This window comes from Streptomyces sp. CGMCC 4.7035, from assembly GCF_031583065.1.
GTDB classification, from domain to species: domain Bacteria; phylum Actinomycetota; class Actinomycetes; order Streptomycetales; family Streptomycetaceae; genus Streptomyces; species Streptomyces yaanensis.
Genome location: NZ_CP134053.1, coordinates 1 through 16263, shown reverse-complemented (window position 1 = coordinate 16263; position 16263 = coordinate 1). Strand labels below are relative to the sequence as shown.

Here is a 16263-nt window from a genome sequence, read left to right as displayed (position 1 = left end):
CGACCATGGGTGAGGTCTTCGCCGGACGGTACGAACTGGTCGACCCCATCGGGCGCGGGGGAGTCGGTGCGGTCTGGCGCGCCTGGGACCACCGGCGGCGCCGCTATGTGGCCGCCAAGGTGTTGCAGCAGAGCGACGCCCACGCGCTGCTGCGGTTCGTGCGCGAACAGGCGCTGCGGATCGACCACCCTCATGTCCTCGCCCCCGCGAGCTGGGCCGCGGACGACGACAAGGTGCTGTTCACCATGGACCTGGTGGGCGGCGGTTCACTGGTCCACCTCGTCGGGGACTACGGCCCACTGCCCCCGGCCTTCGTCTGCACCCTGCTGGACCAGCTGCTGTCCGGGCTCTCCGCCGTGCACGCGGAGGGGGTCGTGCACCGGGACATCAAGCCCGCGAACGTGCTCCTGGAGGCCACCGGTACCGCCCGGCCCCGGCTGCGCCTGTCGGACTTCGGCATCGCCATGCGTCTGGGCGAGGCGCGGCTGACGGAGACCGACTACGTGGTGGGGACGCCCGGTTATCTCGCGCCCGAGCAACTGATGGGGGCCGAACCGGACTTCCCGGCCGACCTGTTCGCCGTGGGGCTGGTCGCGCTGTACCTGCTGGAAGGCGCCAAGCCGGACGCCAGGGCTCTGATCGAGTACTTCGTGGCCCACGGAACGCCGGGGGCGCCACGCGGCGTGCCCGGGCCCCTGTGGGAGGTCGTGGCGACACTGCTGCAGCCGGACCCCTCCGCGCGGTTCCGCACCGCCACGGGGGCGCGCAAGGCGCTCGCCACGGCCGCGGAGCTGCTGCCCGAGCCGGCCCCCGATGACGAGCGGGTGGAGATCTTCGATCAACTCGGCCCGCTTCCGGCGGGTTTCGGCCCCGAGGGACCGCTGCGGAGGGCGTCGGGGGTGACGAACGGCTCCATACCGGCGTCGCCACCCGCACCGGCGTCGCCGCCCACGCCGGGTACGGCATCCATGCTGGGCACGACACCCACGCCGGGCACGGCAACCACGCCAGGCACAGCACCCACGCCGGGCACGGCAACCACGCTGGGCACGACACCCACGCCGGGCACGGCAACCACGCCAGGCACAGCACCCACGCTAGGTACGCCACTCACACCGGGTACGGCATCCGCGCTGGGCACGCCAGGCACGCTGGGCACGCCACTCACGCCGGGCACGACGCCCACGCTGGGCACGCCGCCACCCAGCCGCCTGGAGGCGACGCCATACGCCGAAGCGGGCGCCCCAGCACAGCCGCCCCACGCCGACGCGGCGACGAACGCCACGCCCGGTCATGCCGGGACTCCCTACGCCGAAGCAGGCACCACTCCGCAGCCGCCCCACGCCGGCGCTCGGGCGGGTGACGGACCGGCACGGTTCACGGCCGGTCCGATCCCTCCGCGGCCGACCGACGCTCCCGTCGCCTCCGGCACATCCGTCTCATCCGCCGGCAACGCCGCTCCCGCAACCTCCGGCACATTCGCCTCCGCGGCCCCCGGCACCGGCGGCACAACCGCTCCCACAGCCTCCAGCACATCCGCCCCCGCGGCCCCCGGCACCGCCATGTCCGCCGCCGTCCCCGGGCCCCCGCCCCCCGCCGTACGGCCGACGTCCGCGCCCCCGGCCGTACCCCCCAGGCCCGCCGTCGATCCGACGCCTCCCCCGCAGCCGTCCACGATGTCGGACACCGGGAGCTTCCACCTGCCGCCGCCCCTGCCGCGAGAGGCACTCCACGCGGTGCCCCGTCCGCCCGAGCAGCCGCCCGCGCAGCCCACCGCGGCCGTGGTCCCGTCCCCGGTCCACCCTGCTCACACCGGTCCCACGGCTCCCGCCCACGCCCTGCACCACGAACCCACGCACGTGCCCTCCGCCGGTCCGCCGATCGCCCCGACCGTCGCCGTGGGGCAGCCCGCCTACGCGTACGCCGTGCGGTCCCCGCAGGCCGCCACACGGCCCCAGCCGGTCGCACGGCACGGCAGGAGAGCCGCCACTCGGCGCCCGGGGCCTCCGGCGAAGGTAGCCGTACCGGTCCTGCTGCTCGCGCTCGCCTGCTTCGCGGTGGGGTTCTGGGCCCTCATGCGAATCTGAGGGACGGTCATCCGGCCCACCGGCGCCGCGCCCGCCGCCGGGCGGCCAGGCTCCACACCCCGAGCCACAGGACCAGGAGGCTCCCGGCGCCGATCCCGCCGACGGCCACCAGCTTCATCGTGCGGGTGTCCACGTCCACGCCGGCGCCGGCGGCGGCGCGCGGCGTGTCACCCGTGGAGGTGGGTCCGGCGGAACCGTCTCGCGCGCCGCCTCCCTGCCTCCCGGCTGCCGCCTCCTCCCGGTCAGCGGCCGTCACCTCGAACACGTCACGCGGCGCGGAGCGCCCCGCGTAGGCCGGACCGGACGCCGCCGTCCCGCTCACCCGCACGCGCAGCGTCAGCCCGAACGGCCCTTCCCCGAACCTGCCCGCGACGGGTGCGCCGAGATGCAGGGCGAGGTAGTACCAGCCCGCGAACCGCATCCCGCTCGCGCGGTTGCCGATGGCATGGCGGTTGGCGTAGGCGACGGGCGGCAGCGGATCGAGCGCGGCCGAGGTCTGGGCGCCGCTGTACCCGGCGTCGGCGTCGCCCACGTAGGCGCGGACGGGGTTGTACAGCGACATGGCCAGGGCGGTGCCGATGTAGCCCTCGCCGCTGGTGGAACTGCCCATCTCGACGGTGGCGGACAGCTGCTGGCCCCAGTCGACGGGCACCTTGTAGAAGAGGGTCTGCCCGGGCCTGATCGTGTCCTGCCAGACGCCCTGGCCCAGGGCGCTCGCCGTGGAGAAACCCGCCCCGCCCGAGCGACGCGTGGCGTCGCCCAGGACGGCCTCAGGGGTCGCGGAGTTCCAGTCCCCGGGCGGTGTCGTCGCTCCGGCCTGCCGCAGGGCGGGTTCGGACACGTAGTCCAGTTCCAGGTCCCAGTCCCCGGACTCGGTGCCGTCCAGGTCGCGCTGTTCGACGACCACGTAGTACGCCCCCGCCCTCTTGCACACGTAGGTGCCGGGGCCGGTCTCGCGCGAGGCCCAGGCGACGATGGGGTGCGGGCTCTGAGTGGGGCCGAAGTGCGTGGTCCGGGAGGAGCAGGTGGTGCCGTCGGCGTCCTGGAGGGACACCTTGAGACCGTCGGAGGAGGAGACCCGCGCCCCCGCCCTGGGGACGGCCGTCGCGGAGACGTAGGCGCCCGCGGCGGCGTCGAGTTCGAGTCGGTAGTAGCGCTTGCCGTCGGCGGGCAGGGTGCTCCGGTACGTGCGCCCGGGATCCAGGCGTACGGCGTCCGTGGTCCCCGTGGCTCCCTCGACGGTCCCGGCGTCACGGGCGAAGGCGTACGGGGACGGCGTACCGGCCGCGGCCCCAAAGACCGGGGCGGCCCGCGCCGGGAGCGTCACGGTCACGCCGAGCGCCGCTGCCACGCACAGGGCCACCGCCGCGCGCGCCGGCGTCCGACCGTGCCCGACCGCGCCGCACCCCGCCTGCGTGCGCCGCCCCATCACGCGCCACCCCCTCGTCGTAGGCCCGGCCCGCCGACCGTCGCCCATCCTGCCCCGCACGCCCCTGCGGCACCCCCGCATTGCGGACGAGCGGCCGAAACACCCTCCCCAAAGGCCCCGGCACAACACAAGGCCCCGACCGCACCGGCGGTCGGGGCCTGCTCTGAGCTTGTCGTCTGTCGGAACTCACGAACCCGTGGGCACGGAGTCGGTCGCCTCCGTCCACAGATCCTGCTCGGCGCGATCCGCCTGGATCTGGCGGTACACGAGGAGCCCGCCGATGGCGGCCAGTGCGACCAGGAGAAGCTTCTTCACCGCGCTACCTCGTCTCTTTCCTTGACGTAGGGGACCTCTGGCGCCCGACTATACACACCGATCGATATCGATCAGTGACCTGCGTCGGCCCTCAACTGCCGCCCGGAACACCGCAGTACGACTGGACTACATCACTTTTGTCTCCGGGTCACCACTCGTCACAGACCGTGATGTTCACCGCTCTCCCCTGCCTTTCCCGAATTTTCCGGGCCTCTCGCGCCCATCCGGGTGGTGTTCATCCGAAGATCGCCGCGCCACGGGCGTCGGTCCACCACTTCGCGGCCCTCATACACATGATGAGCAAAGTACGCAAATCGCCCGACCCGAAAGTGAGGGGCCATGGCCCGGAACAAGGTCATGAAGCTGTGGACCGCCATCGTCACCGCCTTCCTGGCGCTGTGCACCGCGCTCGGATTCGTCACCACGACCGCCGCGGCTGCGGTACCCCAGCCCCAGCCGGCCCGCAACAGTTGCGCGCACGTGACACTGCCGAGGCCGACCCACTGCAGATGGAACCGCTACCGGTCCCTGCCCCCCACGATGAAGCAACGCATCAAAGCGGAGGCCCACGGCGCCTCCCCGACCTGCCGCCACCGCCCGCGCAGGGACACCATCGCAGCGGGCCCGCTCATCCCCAGCACTCTTCGGACCTTCGCCGAGCCCGTCGCACCCGTCTGGCAGACCGCACGCCTGCAGTGCTGACAGACCCGGAGCACACCACCGGCCGATTTGCGTACAGCACCCCCATGACAAACGGCCCGGCGCCTGCTCCCAGGTGCCGGGCCGTTGTTGTCGGCCATGAATGCCGAAGACCCCCGGTCCTGGTGGACCGGAGGTCTTCTCGCTGGTGGGGCTAACAGGATTTGAACCTGTGGCCTCATCCTTATCAGGGATGCGCTCTAACCAACTGAGCTATAGCCCCGCCGCGCTTTGCGGTGTGTGTCCCGCGCGCTGACCCCTGAAGATTAGCGCACGAGGTGGGAAGTCCCAAAATCGATACCCGGGGCCGGGCTCCCGCTGCCCCGAGGAGGGGTCCCGCTGACCCGGCGAGGGTCCCCCTGACCCGGCGAGGGTCCCGCTGACCCGACAAGGGGTCCCCGCTGACCGGATGACAAGAGAGCGCATCCCCGGCAGGGATGCGCTCTCACTCCGGACAGACGCCGTGGCGCGCCTACTCCTCCCGGGCGTCCTACTCGTCCTCCGCCAGCGTCAGCTCGATGCCGCCCACGAAGCCCGCGGAGAGGTTGTAGATGAACGCCCCGAGCGTCGCGAGGGCGGTCGCCAGGACGACGTCGATGACCGCGATGACAGACGTGAAGATCAGGACGTGCGGCAGGGACAGGAACGACTGGAGGTCGAAGCCGTTCGAATCGGTCGAGCCGGTGGCCTCCTGGATCGTGCCGCCGACCGACGAGAAGACGCCCATGGCGTCCATGACCATCCACAGCACCGCCGCCGCCACGATCGTGCAGATGCCGAGCGCGATCGACAGCAGGAAGCTGACCTTCATCACCGACCACGGGTCGGCCTTCGCCACCCTCAGGCGCGCCTTGCGGGTGCGGGGTGCGGTGCTCGCGCCGGTCCGCGGACGGCGTACGGCGCTCGTCGGCGGCTGCGTCTGGTAGGCCCGCGGCGGGTGGTAGGGCCCCGCGGCCTGCTGCTGGCGCTCCCCCGGCAGCGGGGACGGGGCGGCGGCGGCCGGTGCCGCGTCCGGCTGGGCGCCCTGCTTGGCCTGAGCGGCCTGCTTGGCCCCCGGAGCCGCCGGGCCCGCTCCAGCAGCCTGCTGCTGGGCCCCCGGGCCTCGGGTGTTCGCCACAGTTCCCCCCTGGGATCCCTGCGAGTCAGGCGAGCGCGAATCGGTCGCGGGTACCTTGATTGCTTTCAGGTTGGTCGTGTGCGCGTCCGTCACCCGCGCGGCGGAGCCACGGCCGCCGCCGTCCGTATCCGTACCGGTCGATTCGGCGCCCGTGGCTCCGCTCACGCTGACTCACTCCTCGTGCTACTCGTCCGAGGGCGCCTCACCCTCGTCCGTGCCGGTGGTCACGACACCCTCGGCGGTCTCGTCCACGGCTTCTTCGCCGTCGACTTCCTCCGCCTCGCGCCCCGCCTCGGCGTTACGAGCGATACCGACCACGGCATCGCGCTTCCCCAAGTTGATCAGTTGGACGCCCATGGTGTCACGGCCCGTCTCCCTGACCTCACTGACTCGCGTACGAATCACGCCGCCGGACAGCGTGATGGCGAGGATCTCGTCGCTCTCCTCGACCACCAGCGCGCCGACGAGCGAGCCGCGGTCCTCGACGATCTTGGCGGCCTTGATACCCAGGCCACCACGACCCTGGACGCGGTACTCGTCGACAGCGGTCCGCTTCGCGTACCCGCCGTCGGTGGCAGTGAACACGAACGTACCGGGTCGAACAACATTCATCGACAGAAGTTCATCGCCCTCACGGAAACTCATGCCCTTGACGCCCGAGGTGGCGCGGCCCATCGGGCGCAGGGACTCGTCCGTCGCCGTGAACCGGATCGACTGCGCCTTCTTGCTGATCAGAAGCAGATCGTCCTCGGGCGAGACCAGCTCGGCCCCGATCAGTTCGTCGTCCGAACCGTCCTCGGTCTCACGCAAGTTGATCGCGATGACACCGCCGGAACGGGGCGAATCGTAATCCTTCAGAGGCGTCTTCTTGACCAGACCGCCCTTGGTGGCGAGCACCAGGTACGGCGCGGCCTCGTAGTCGCGGATCGCGAGGATCTCGGCGATCGCCTCGTCGGGCTGGAAGGCGAGCAGGTTCGCGACGTGCTGGCCGCGCGCGTCCCGGCCGGCGTCGGGCAGCTCGTAGGCCTTCGCGCGGTAGACGCGGCCCTTGTTGGTGAAGAACAGCAGCCAGTGGTGCGTGGTGGACACGAAGAAGTGGTCGACGATGTCGTCTTCCTTGAGCTTCGTGCCGCGCACGCCCTTGCCGCCGCGCTTCTGCGAGCGGTAGTCGTCCGTCTTGGTGCGCTTGACGTAGCCGCCGCGCGAGATGGTGACGACGATGTCCTCTTCGGCGATCAGGTCCTCGATGGACATGTCGCCGTCGAAGGGCACCAGCTTGGAGCGGCGGTCGTCGCCGAACTTCTCGACGATCGCTGCGAGTTCCTCGCTGATGATGCCGCGCTGACGGACCGGCGAGGCGAGGATCTCGTTGTACTCGGTGATCTTCGCCTGGAGCTCGTCGTGCTCCTGGACGATCTTCTGGCGCTCCAGGGCGGCGAGCCGGCGCAGCTGCATCTCAAGGATGGCGTTGGCCTGGATGTCGTCGATCTCCAGGAGGCTCATCAGGCCCTCGCGCGCGATCTCGACGGTGTCACTGCGCCGGATCAGCGCGATGACCTCGTCGATGGCGTCCAAGGCCTTCAGGAGGCCGCGCAGGATGTGCGCGCGCTCCTCGGCCTTGCGCAGCCTGAAGCGCGTACGGCGGACGATGACCTCGATCTGGTGCGTCACCCAGTGCCGGATGAACGCGTCCAGGGAGAGGGTGCGCGGCACGCCGTCGACGAGCGCCAGCATGTTGGCGCCGAAGTTCGTCTGCAGGTCGGTGTGCTTGTAGAGGTTGTTCAGGACGACCTTGGCGACCGCGTCCCTCTTGAGCACGATGACCAGACGCTGGCCCGTGCGGGAGGACGTCTCGTCGCGGACGTCCGCGATGCCGCCGATCTTGCCGTCCTTCACCAGATCGGCGATCTTCTGCGCCAGGTTGTCCGGGTTGACCTGGTAGGGCAGCTCGGTGACCACCAGGCACTGGCGGTTCTGGATCTCCTCGACCTCGACGACCGCGCGCATGGTGATCGAGCCGCGGCCGGTGCGGTAGGCCTCCTCGATGCCCTTGCGGCCCACGACCAGGGCACCGGTCGGGAAGTCCGGGCCCTTGATGCGCTCGATCAGGGCGTCCAGGAGCTCCTCGTGCGAGGCGTCCGGGTTCTCCAGGTACCACTGGGCGCCCGCCGCGACCTCGCGGAGGTTGTGCGGCGGGATGTTGGTCGCCATACCGACCGCGATACCGGCCGAGCCGTTGATCAGCAGGTTCGGGAAGCGGGACGGCAGGACGGTCGGCTCCTGGGAGCGGCCGTCGTAGTTGTCCGTGAAGTCGACGGTGTCCTCGTCGATGTCGCGGACCATCTCCATGGACAGCGGCGCCATCTTGCACTCGGTGTAGCGCATGGCGGCCGCGGGGTCGTTGCCCGGGGAGCCGAAGTTGCCGTTGGAGTCCACCAGCGGCATCCGCATCGACCACGGCTGCGCCAGGCGGACCAGCGCGTCGTAGATCGAGGAGTCGCCGTGCGGGTGGTAGTTGCCCATGACGTCGCCGACGACGCGGGCGCACTTGTAGAAGCCCTTCTCGGGCCGGTAGCCGCCGTCGTACATCGCGTACAGGACGCGGCGGTGCACGGGCTTGAGTCCGTCCCGCACGTCGGGCAGCGCGCGGGAGACGATGACGGACATCGCGTAGTCGAGGTACGAGCGCTGCATCTCCGTCTCGAGCCCGACGGGCTCGATACGCACAGTGGTCTCGCCGGCCTCTTCAGGCGTCACGGGAGTGTTCTCGTCGGCCATTGCTGGTGAAGATCCTTCCTGGTGCGGTCAGCTGAGACCGACTCAGATGTCGAGGAAGCGGACGTCCTTGGCGTTGCGCTGGATGAACGCGCGGCGCGCCTCGACGTCCTCGCCCATCAGGACCGAGAACAGGTCGTCGGCCTGGGCGGCGTCGTCGAGGGTTACCTGGCCGAGGACGCGGTGGTCGATGTCCATGGTCGTCACGCGCAGTTCCTCGGCGTTCATCTCGCCGAGACCCTTGAAGCGCTGCACCGAGTCGTCCTTGATCCGCTTGCCGTTGCGGCGGCCCAGCTCGATCAGCGCGTCGCGCTCGCGGTCCGAGTACGCGTACTCGAAGTCGTCCCGGCCCCACTTGATCTTGTACAGCGGCGGGCGGGAGAGGAACACGTGCCCGGCCTCGACCAGCGGTCGCATGAAACGGAACAGGAAGGTCAGCAGCAGGGTGTTGATGTGCTGGCCGTCGACGTCGGCGTCCGCCATCAGGATGATCTTGTGATAGCGGAGCTTGGAGATGTCGAAGTCCTCGTGCACGCCGGTGCCGAAGGCGGAGATCAGCGCCTGGATCTCCTGGTTCTGCAGGATCTTGTCGATCCGCGCCTTCTCGACGTTGAGGATCTTGCCTCGGATCGGGAGGATCGCCTGGTACTGCGGGTTGCGGCCGGACTTGGCCGAGCCGCCGGCGGAGTCACCCTCGACGATGAAGATCTCGCACTTGGTGGGGTCGTTGGACTGGCAGTCCGACAGCTTGCCCGGCAGGGACGCGCTCTCCAGGAGGCCCTTGCGGCGCGTGAGGTCGCGGGCCTTGCGGGCCGCCACGCGCGCGGTGGCCGCCTGGATGCCCTTGCGGATGATGTCCGCGGCCTCGTTCGGGTTGCGGTCCAGCCAGTCGTTGAGGTGCTCGTAGACCGCCTTCTGGACGAAGGTCTTCGCCTCCGTGTTGCCCAGCTTGGTCTTGGTCTGGCCCTCGAACTGGGGCTCGCTCAGCTTGACCGAGATGATCGCGGTCAGACCCTCACGGATGTCGTCACCGGTGAGGTTGTCGTCCTTGTCGCGCAGCAGCTTCTTGTCGCGCGCGTACTTGTTGATCAGCGAGGTCAGGGCCGCGCGGAAGCCCTCCTCGTGCGTACCGCCCTCGTGGGTGTGGATGATGTTGGCGAAGGAGTACACGCCCTCGCTGTAACCGCTGTTCCACTGCATCGCGACCTCGAGGGACAGGCTCTTGTCCTTGTCCTCGGCCTCGAGGTCGATCACGGTGGGGTGCACCACGTCTCCCTTGCGGGAGTTGAGGTACTTCACGAAGTCGACGATGCCGCCTTCGTAGTGGTACGTGACGGTCTTGACCTCGTCCTTCTCGTCGGCGCCCGCCTCGTCCGCCCCGGCCGTGGCCTTCGCCGACTCGCGCTCGTCAGTGAGTTTGATCGTCAAACCCTTGTTGAGGAACGCCATCTCCTGGAAGCGCCGCGAGAGCGTCTCGAAGGAGTACTCGGTGGTCTCGAAGATGTCCGGGTCGGCCCAGAAGGTCACGGACGTGCCGGTCTCGTCCGTCGCCTCGTGCTGCGCGAGCGGAGCCGTCGGGACGCCCATCTTGTAGTCCTGCGTCCAGCGGTGACCGTCCGTCCTGACCTCGACGGACACCTTGCTCGACAGGGCGTTCACGACGGAGACGCCGACACCGTGCAGACCGCCGGAGACCGCGTAGCCGCCGCCGCCGAACTTGCCGCCCGCGTGCAGCACGGTCAGCACGACCTCGACGGCCGGCTTGCCCTCGGAGGGGACGATGCCGACCGGGATGCCACGGCCGTTGTCGATCACGCGCACGCCGCCGTCGGCGAGGATCGTCACGTCGATGGTGTCCGCGTGGCCGGCCAGCGCCTCGTCCACGGAGTTGTCCACGACCTCGTACACGAGGTGGTGCAGACCGCGCTCGCCGGTAGAGCCGATGTACATACCGGGTCGCTTGCGGACCGCGTCCAGCCCTTCGAGGACGGTGATGGCGCTGGCGTCGTACGAGGCGGTGACCTCGCCGTTCGAGGTGATCGCCTCGCTGTTCACGCCAGCGTCGGTGGACGGGATGTTCTCGTTGGGGTTGCCGGAATCGGCCACGAAGCGCCCTTTCTGGCACAGCACAAGCCAGGCTCGTCGGCGGGTTACCGGAGCGGCTGCGGCACAGTGCGTTGGTAAGCCTTGATCAGCGTTGCTCAGCTTTTCCCGGACGGTCCCCACGAATGGGGCGGGATTGGCTCCCAGTCTACCGGTAGCGCCGACAGTGATGGGGGTTTGCCGGTACCTGAGTACGCATGTGCCGCCCTCAACCGGCCTCGGCCGACTCCCCATATACGGAAAGGGGCTCCAAGGGGCTCTGAGCGGCACTCAGCGCTTCCGCCTGTCAACCCTTGGCTACTGCGGAGTCAGGTCGATCTTCACGACCGCCCGCGGTCATGGCGAAAGGGCCGCCGGCACGCACTCCGAACGGCCTTGTGTGATGTCGGTCACCCGTAGGTGTCGCCGGGGCCCATGCTCCCGGGGGCGCGCAGCGAGCCGTAGCGGCGGGCGGGGCCACCAGGGCCGTGGACCTTGATCAGCCGGACCGTGCCGTGCCCGAGGTCCTCGTTGAGGCGCGCGACCACCTGCGGGGCCAGCAGCCGCAGCTGCGTCGCCCACGCCGTGGAGTCGCACTGGACGGTCAGGACGCGTTCGTCCTCGTCGTACCTCTGCGGGACGCAGTGCTTGGCCAGGTCCTCGCCGACGATCTGCGGCCAGCGCCCCATCACTCCACCCACGGCGGCCGGGGTCTCCCAGCCGCGCTCGGTGATCAGCCGGTTGATGGCCGCGCCGAGCGCCATGGGGTCACGGCCGTCGGCCCGTGCGCCGGAGCGCAGGCCGCCGCGCCGCGCCTGTTTCTTCTGCTGCGCCGCGTCCCCACGCGCGCGTGCCTGTTCCTTCGCGGCCCTGAGCGCCACGCGCGCGAGGTCCACGCCCGAAAGCTCGGGAGTCTTCTTCGAAGCGGGCTCGTCGGTGCTCATGCGCGCTCCACTGTGCCGTCGGACACGGTGTACCGCGTCCCCGTCAGTACGTGCGGTACATCGTCGTCGACCGCTGCGGTCACCAGGACCTGCTCCCCGGGCGCGACCAGCTCGGCCAGGCGCTCGCGGCGGCGGGTGTCCAACTCGGCGAAGACGTCGTCGAGGACGAGCACCGGTTCGTTGCCCTCCGCGCGCAGCAGGTCGTACGACGCCAGGCGCAGCGCCAGCGCGTAGGACCAGGACTCGCCGTGGGACGCGTATCCCTTGGCGGGCAGCTGACCGAGTTTGAGAAGCAGATCGTCCCGGTGGGGTCCCACCAGGGTGACGCCGCGCTCGATCTCCTGCTTGCGGGCGTCGGCGAGGGCGGCCATCAGCTGCTCGAAGAGGGCCTCGCGCGTGTGGGCCTCGCCGGGCGCGGACGGCTTGTACTCCAGGGCGACCGGGCCGCCGCCGGGTGCCAGTTGTTCGTACGCCTTGTCGGCGAGCGGCTGGATCGCGGCTATCAGGTCCAGTCGCTGGGCGAGCAGTTCGGCGCCCGCGCGCGCGAGGTGCTGGTCCCACACGTCGAGCGTGGACAGATCCATGGAGCGGCCGCCGTGGCGGCGTGCCAGCGCGGCCGTCTTCAGGAGGGTGTTGCGCTGCTTGAGGACCCGGTCGTAGTCGGAGCGGACGCCGGCCATGCGCGGGGAGCGGGCGGTGATCAGCTCGTCGAGGAAGCGGCGGCGCTCACCCGGGTCGCCCTTGATCAGGGCGAGGTCCTCGGGGGCGAAGAGGACGGTCCGTACGATGCCGAGCACGTCGCGCGGTCGGACCTGCGAGGACCTGTTGATGCGCGCGCGGTTGGCCCTGCCGGGGTTCAGCTCCAGCTCGACCAGTTGCTGCCGGTCGCCCTGCCTGACCTGCGCCCGGATGATCGCCCGCTCGGCACCCATGCGGACGAGGGGGGCGTCGGAGGAGACACGGTGGCTGCCGAGGGTGGCGAGATAGCCGACCGCCTCGACGAGGTTCGTCTTGCCCTGTCCGTTGGGACCGACGAATGCGGTGACGCCCGGGTCGAGCGGAACTTCGACCCGGGCGTACGAGCGGAAGTCGGCCAGCGACAGATGCGTGACGTGCATGGTCGTTCGCCGACCTCCCCGAGGGTTGTGGACCGCCGGGCGGCCCTGTGGATTACTTCTTCTCGACGGCGTGGCCGCCGAACTGGTTGCGCAGCGCCGCGATCATCTTCATCTGCGGCGAGTCGTCCTGCCGGGACGCGAACCGCGCGAACAGCGACGCGGTGATCGCGGGCAGCGGCACCGCGTTGTCGATGGCGGCCTCAACGGTCCAGCGGCCCTCGCCGGAGTCCTCGGCGTAGCCGCGCAGCTTGTCCAGGTGCTCGTCCTCGTCGAGGGCATTGACCGCGAGGTCCAGCAGCCAGGAACGGATGACCGTGCCCTCCTGCCAGGAGCGGAAGACCTCGCGCACATCGGTGACGGAGTCGACCTTCTCCAGCAGCTCCCAGCCCTCGGCGTAGGCCTGCATCATCGCGTACTCGATGCCGTTGTGGACCATCTTCGAGAAGTGCCCGGCGCCGACCTTGCCCGCGTGCACCGAGCCATGGGGGCCCTCGGGCTTGAGCGCGTCGAAGATCGGCTGGACCTTCGCGATGTGCTCGGCGTCGCCGCCGTACATCAGGGCGTAGCCGTTCTCCAGGCCCCAGACGCCGCCGGAGACGCCGCAGTCGACGAAGCCGATGCCCTTGGCCGCCAGCTCCTCGGCGTGCTTCTCGTCGTCCGTCCAGCGGGAGTTGCCGCCGTCCACGACCACATCGCCGGGCTCCAGGAGCTCGGCCAGCTCGTCGATCGTGGACTGGGTCGGGGCGCCGGCCGGGACCATCACCCACACCACGCGCGGGCCCTTGAGCTTGCCCACAAGTTCTTCGAGGCTGTGGACATCGGCGAGGTCCGGGTTGCGGTCGTATCCGATGACGGTGTGGCCTGCGCGGCGGATCCGCTCGCGCATGTTGCCGCCCATCTTGCCGAGGCCGACGAGACCGAGCTCCATCAGTTGTTCCTTAGGTTGCGACGTGGCATGAGGGCACTTTCGTACCTGCGTCCGAGCCTAAACCCGGACTCTCACGCACACCTGTGGGCATACGCGCTCATTCGTACGCCCCGACCTGCGGCTTCGTCCGCCGGACCGGTTGATCCACAGGGCCGGGGGCGCTGTGGATCAACGGGCCCTGGGCGAGGAGCCCGGCGCCGGCCGCTCAGCCGCTCAGCCGCACCGGCATGATCAGGTACTTGTAGGCCTCGTCCGCCTCGGCGTCCATGGCCGGCTTGCCGCTCAGCAGCGCGGGCTTGGTGGAGGTCGTGAAGGACAGCTGGGCCACCGGGGAGTCGATCGCGCTCAGGCCGTCCAGCAGGAAGGTGGGGTTGAAGGCGATCGAGATGTCGTCACCCTCCAGGTTCGCGTCGACCCTTTCCACAGCCTGTGCGTCGTCGCTGGAGCCGGCCTCCAGGATGAGCACGCCCTGCTCGAAGCTGAGCCGCACCGGGGTGTTGCGCTCGGCGACCAGGGCGACGCGCTTGACGGCCTCCACGAAGGGGGCGGTCTCGATGGTGGCGACCGAGTTGAACTCCGTCGGGAACAGCGTGCGGTACTTCGGGAGGTCGCCCTCCAGCAGACGCGTGGTCGTACGCCGTCCGGCGCCCTCGAAACCGATCAGGCCCTCGCCCGCGCCCGAGCCGGACAGTGCCAGGATCACGCTGTCACCGCTGGTCAGCGCCTTGGCGGTGTCCAGGAGCGTCTTGGCGGGCACCAGGGCGACCGCGGAAGCGTCCGGGTTCTCCGGCTTCCACAGGAACTCGCGGACCGCGAAGCGGTAGCGGTCGGTGGAGGCCAGCGTCACCGTGTCGCCCTCGATCTCGATGCGCACGCCGGTGAGGACGGGCAGCGTGTCGTCACGGCCGGCGGCGATGGCCACCTGGGCGGCGGCCGCGGCGAAGACCTCGCCGGGGACCGTGCCCGTCGCGTTCGGCATCTGCGGCAGCGCCGGGTACTCCTCCACAGGAAGGGTGTGGAGGGTGAACCGCGAGGAGCCGCACACCACCGTCGCCCGTACACCGTCTGTGGAAATCTCCACCGGACGGTTGGGGAGGGCGCGGGAGATGTCCGCGAGGAGGCGGCCCGAGACGAGGACCGTGCCCTCTTCCTCGACCTCCGCCTCCACGGACACGCGCGCCGAGACCTCGTAATCGAAGCTGGACAGGCTCAGCTGGCCGTCCTCGGCCTTCAGCAGCAGGCCGGCGAGGACAGGCGCCGGCGGACGGGCCGGGAGGCTGCGCGCCGCCCAGGCCACTGCCTCCGCGAGTACGTCGCGTTCCACCCGGATCTTCACCGTAAGCCGCCTCCTGCTGTTGCCGGCGTTCTCGCCCTGCCTGGCCTTCGTCGTCTGACTCGGTGTCGTGGATCCCGGTGAGGGGAAGGACACCGGGGACCAGTCTGACGCACGGCACTGACAGTAGGTGCCTCTCGGGGTCAAGTCGTGACGAGGGGCGGTCGGGAGCCGGAGAGCGAGTTGTGCACAGGGCCCGCTTCCAAACGAAATCCCAGGACTCTCTAGTTGGGAGTAGTAGTAGGGCCTGTGGATACCGTGGATAACCCTGTTTTCCCAGCTCAGCGGCGAGATTTTGTCCACGGGGCCTGTGGGTGGGGGCGGTGGACAACCAGGGGTCTCTGTGGAGAACGGAAAGTTCTGCACACCCCGTGCACAGCCTGAGGGCACTTCTCCCCAGTGCTGTCCCCAGCTTTACCCACCTTTCCCACAGCCCAACCCGGCACCTTTGTGTGACGCCTTTCACTCCGGCCGGTGAGAAGGCGCGTCGCGTTGCCGAACAGTGGACAGGGATGTGGAGAAGCTGGGGAACACTGGGGACAACCGGCCTCAGCCTGTGGGTCGCCGGTGGACAACTTCGTACACACCCTGTGGATCATCGAGTCGTCCACAGTCTGTGGAGATCGGTCGTCCACCAATCCACAGGGGCCTGAGCTGGCCTGATCTTCTTTCAACAGCACAACCTGTGGACGCGATCTGGACAACTCTGCAGTCCCCAGCATGTGGACGGAAGAAAGTCACCGGATCTGTGGAGAGTGGCCGTAACTCGGCAGGTATTCGAACACGGGGTGGCCGGCGTGCGGCCGGGGAACGGCTGGGGGTGCCCTCGGTGCGGGGGCCGGAAACGGCGGCGGATGCCCTCGGCGCGGGCGGCGAGGCGGCTGAGAGGCCCCTTCGCGGGGGGCGGCGAGGCGGCTGAGGCCCCTTCGCGCGGGGGCGGCGAGGCGGCAGAGAGGCCCCTTCGCGCCGGGGCCGGGAGCGGTGGGTGCCCTCGGCGCGCGGGGTGGTGGAAGGGCGGAGGACGACTTCTGTGTGCGGTTCGGCACGGTGGTGCCCTCCGTGCACGGGTCCGGCACGGTGGTGCCCTCGGCGTGCGGTACGGAACGCCGTAGGAGCCCTCCGCACGCCCGCGAGAACGACCGAGGGCGTCCCGGGGCAGCTCCCGGGACGCCCTCGGCGTCGTGTGCGTGCGGCCGCGCGTGTGCCCGGGTAGAGGCTGCGCGCGTAGTGCCCGATCGCGTGCAGCAGGTGCGTCTTGCCGAGTCCCGACTCCCCATAGATGAAAAGGGGGTTGTACGCCTTCGCCGGCGCCTCGGCGACGGCGACCGCTGCCGCGTGCGCGAAGCGGTTGGAGGCGCCGATGACGAAAGTGTCGAAGAGGTACTTCGGGTTGAGGCGCGCGGTGGGCTCGCCAGGACCGGTCGCCGGCGCGGGCT

11 protein-coding genes, 1 tRNA gene and 1 pseudogene are annotated in these 16263 nt (G+C 70.0%); 2 read left to right on the top strand and 11 right to left on the bottom strand.

Annotated elements, in window-relative coordinates:
- Positions 1-5: 5 nt before the first annotated feature.
- Positions 6-2087 carry a serine/threonine-protein kinase gene (locus tag Q2K21_RS00065; RefSeq protein ID WP_310762971.1) on the top strand — a complete coding sequence of 694 codons (2082 nt, stop codon included), beginning with the start codon at positions 6-8 and terminating at the stop codon, positions 2085-2087.
- A 7-nt stretch (positions 2088-2094) separates the two neighbouring features.
- Here Q2K21_RS00065 and Q2K21_RS00060 read toward each other — a convergent pair whose 3' ends face one another.
- Entirely contained in the window at positions 2095-3516 is a 1422-nt protein-coding gene (locus Q2K21_RS00060) for a hypothetical protein (RefSeq protein WP_310762970.1), read from the bottom strand.
- Positions 3517-3702: 186 nt separating this feature from the next.
- Complete coding sequence (locus Q2K21_RS00055) at positions 3703-3831, bottom strand: DLW-39 family protein (RefSeq protein ID WP_003999697.1); 129 nt, start codon at positions 3829-3831, stop codon at positions 3703-3705.
- A 339-nt stretch (positions 3832-4170) separates the two neighbouring features.
- Between Q2K21_RS00055 and Q2K21_RS00050 the strand changes: the two genes are divergently transcribed.
- Positions 4171-4533, top strand: coding sequence for a DUF6344 domain-containing protein (locus tag Q2K21_RS00050; RefSeq protein ID WP_310762951.1), 363 nt, complete (start codon positions 4171-4173; stop codon positions 4531-4533).
- 143 nt (positions 4534-4676) lie between these two features.
- On the opposite strand, the gene Q2K21_RS00045 is transcribed toward Q2K21_RS00050, so the two are convergent.
- The 9 genes and pseudogenes from Q2K21_RS00045 to Q2K21_RS00005 form a co-directional block, all read right to left on the bottom strand.
- A tRNA-Ile gene (locus tag Q2K21_RS00045) sits at positions 4677-4753 on the bottom strand.
- A gap of 267 nt (positions 4754-5020) precedes the next feature.
- Complete coding sequence (locus Q2K21_RS00040) at positions 5021-5812, bottom strand: DUF3566 domain-containing protein (RefSeq protein WP_310762949.1); 792 nt, start codon at positions 5810-5812, stop codon at positions 5021-5023.
- Positions 5813-5830: 18 nt separating this feature from the next.
- A complete protein-coding gene (gene gyrA / locus Q2K21_RS00035; protein ID WP_310762947.1) occupies positions 5831-8425 on the bottom strand; it encodes a DNA gyrase subunit A in 2595 nt (864 codons plus the stop codon).
- 42 nt (positions 8426-8467) lie between these two features.
- Entirely contained in the window at positions 8468-10552 is a 2085-nt protein-coding gene (gene gyrB, locus Q2K21_RS00030; RefSeq protein WP_310762945.1) for a DNA topoisomerase (ATP-hydrolyzing) subunit B, read from the bottom strand.
- Positions 10553-10914: 362 nt separating this feature from the next.
- Positions 10915-11448 carry a DciA family protein gene (locus Q2K21_RS00025; RefSeq protein ID WP_310762943.1) on the bottom strand — a complete coding sequence of 178 codons (534 nt, stop codon included), beginning with the start codon at positions 11446-11448 and terminating at the stop codon, positions 10915-10917.
- On the bottom strand, positions 11445-12566 hold the full coding sequence (gene recF / locus Q2K21_RS00020) for a DNA replication/repair protein RecF (protein ID WP_310762941.1): 1122 nt from the start codon (positions 12564-12566) through the stop codon (positions 11445-11447). The genes Q2K21_RS00025 and recF overlap by 4 nt, the downstream gene beginning before the upstream one ends.
- A gap of 52 nt (positions 12567-12618) precedes the next feature.
- Positions 12619-13494, bottom strand: coding sequence for a phosphogluconate dehydrogenase (NAD(+)-dependent, decarboxylating) (gene gnd / locus Q2K21_RS00015; RefSeq protein ID WP_310762939.1), 876 nt, complete (start codon positions 13492-13494; stop codon positions 12619-12621).
- 205 nt (positions 13495-13699) lie between these two features.
- Complete coding sequence (dnaN, locus tag Q2K21_RS00010) at positions 13700-14830, bottom strand: DNA polymerase III subunit beta (protein WP_310762937.1); 1131 nt, start codon at positions 14828-14830, stop codon at positions 13700-13702.
- Positions 14831-16024: 1194 nt separating this feature from the next.
- A pseudogene (locus Q2K21_RS00005) lies at positions 16025-16263 on the bottom strand (DnaA ATPase domain-containing protein); the annotation flags it as partial.

What these genes read in the sequence shown, in the direction of transcription:
- Q2K21_RS00065 (WP_310762971.1), top strand. Translation starts at nt 6, where the DNA reads ATGGGTGAGGTCTTCGCCGGACGGTACGAACTGGTCGACCCCATCGGG.
- Q2K21_RS00050 (WP_310762951.1), top strand. Translation starts at nt 4,171, where the DNA reads ATGGCCCGGAACAAGGTCATGAAGCTGTGGACCGCCATCGTCACCGCC.
- gnd (WP_310762939.1), bottom strand. Translation starts at nt 13,494, where the DNA reads ATGGAGCTCGGTCTCGTCGGCCTCGGCAAGATGGGCGGCAACATGCGC.
- Q2K21_RS00060 (WP_310762970.1), bottom strand. Translation starts at nt 3,516, where the DNA reads ATGGGGCGGCGCACGCAGGCGGGGTGCGGCGCGGTCGGGCACGGTCGG.
- gyrA (WP_310762947.1), bottom strand. Translation starts at nt 8,425, where the DNA reads ATGGCCGACGAGAACACTCCCGTGACGCCTGAAGAGGCCGGCGAGACC.
- recF (WP_310762941.1), bottom strand. Translation starts at nt 12,566, where the DNA reads ATGCACGTCACGCATCTGTCGCTGGCCGACTTCCGCTCGTACGCCCGG.
- Q2K21_RS00025 (WP_310762943.1), bottom strand. Translation starts at nt 11,448, where the DNA reads ATGAGCACCGACGAGCCCGCTTCGAAGAAGACTCCCGAGCTTTCGGGC.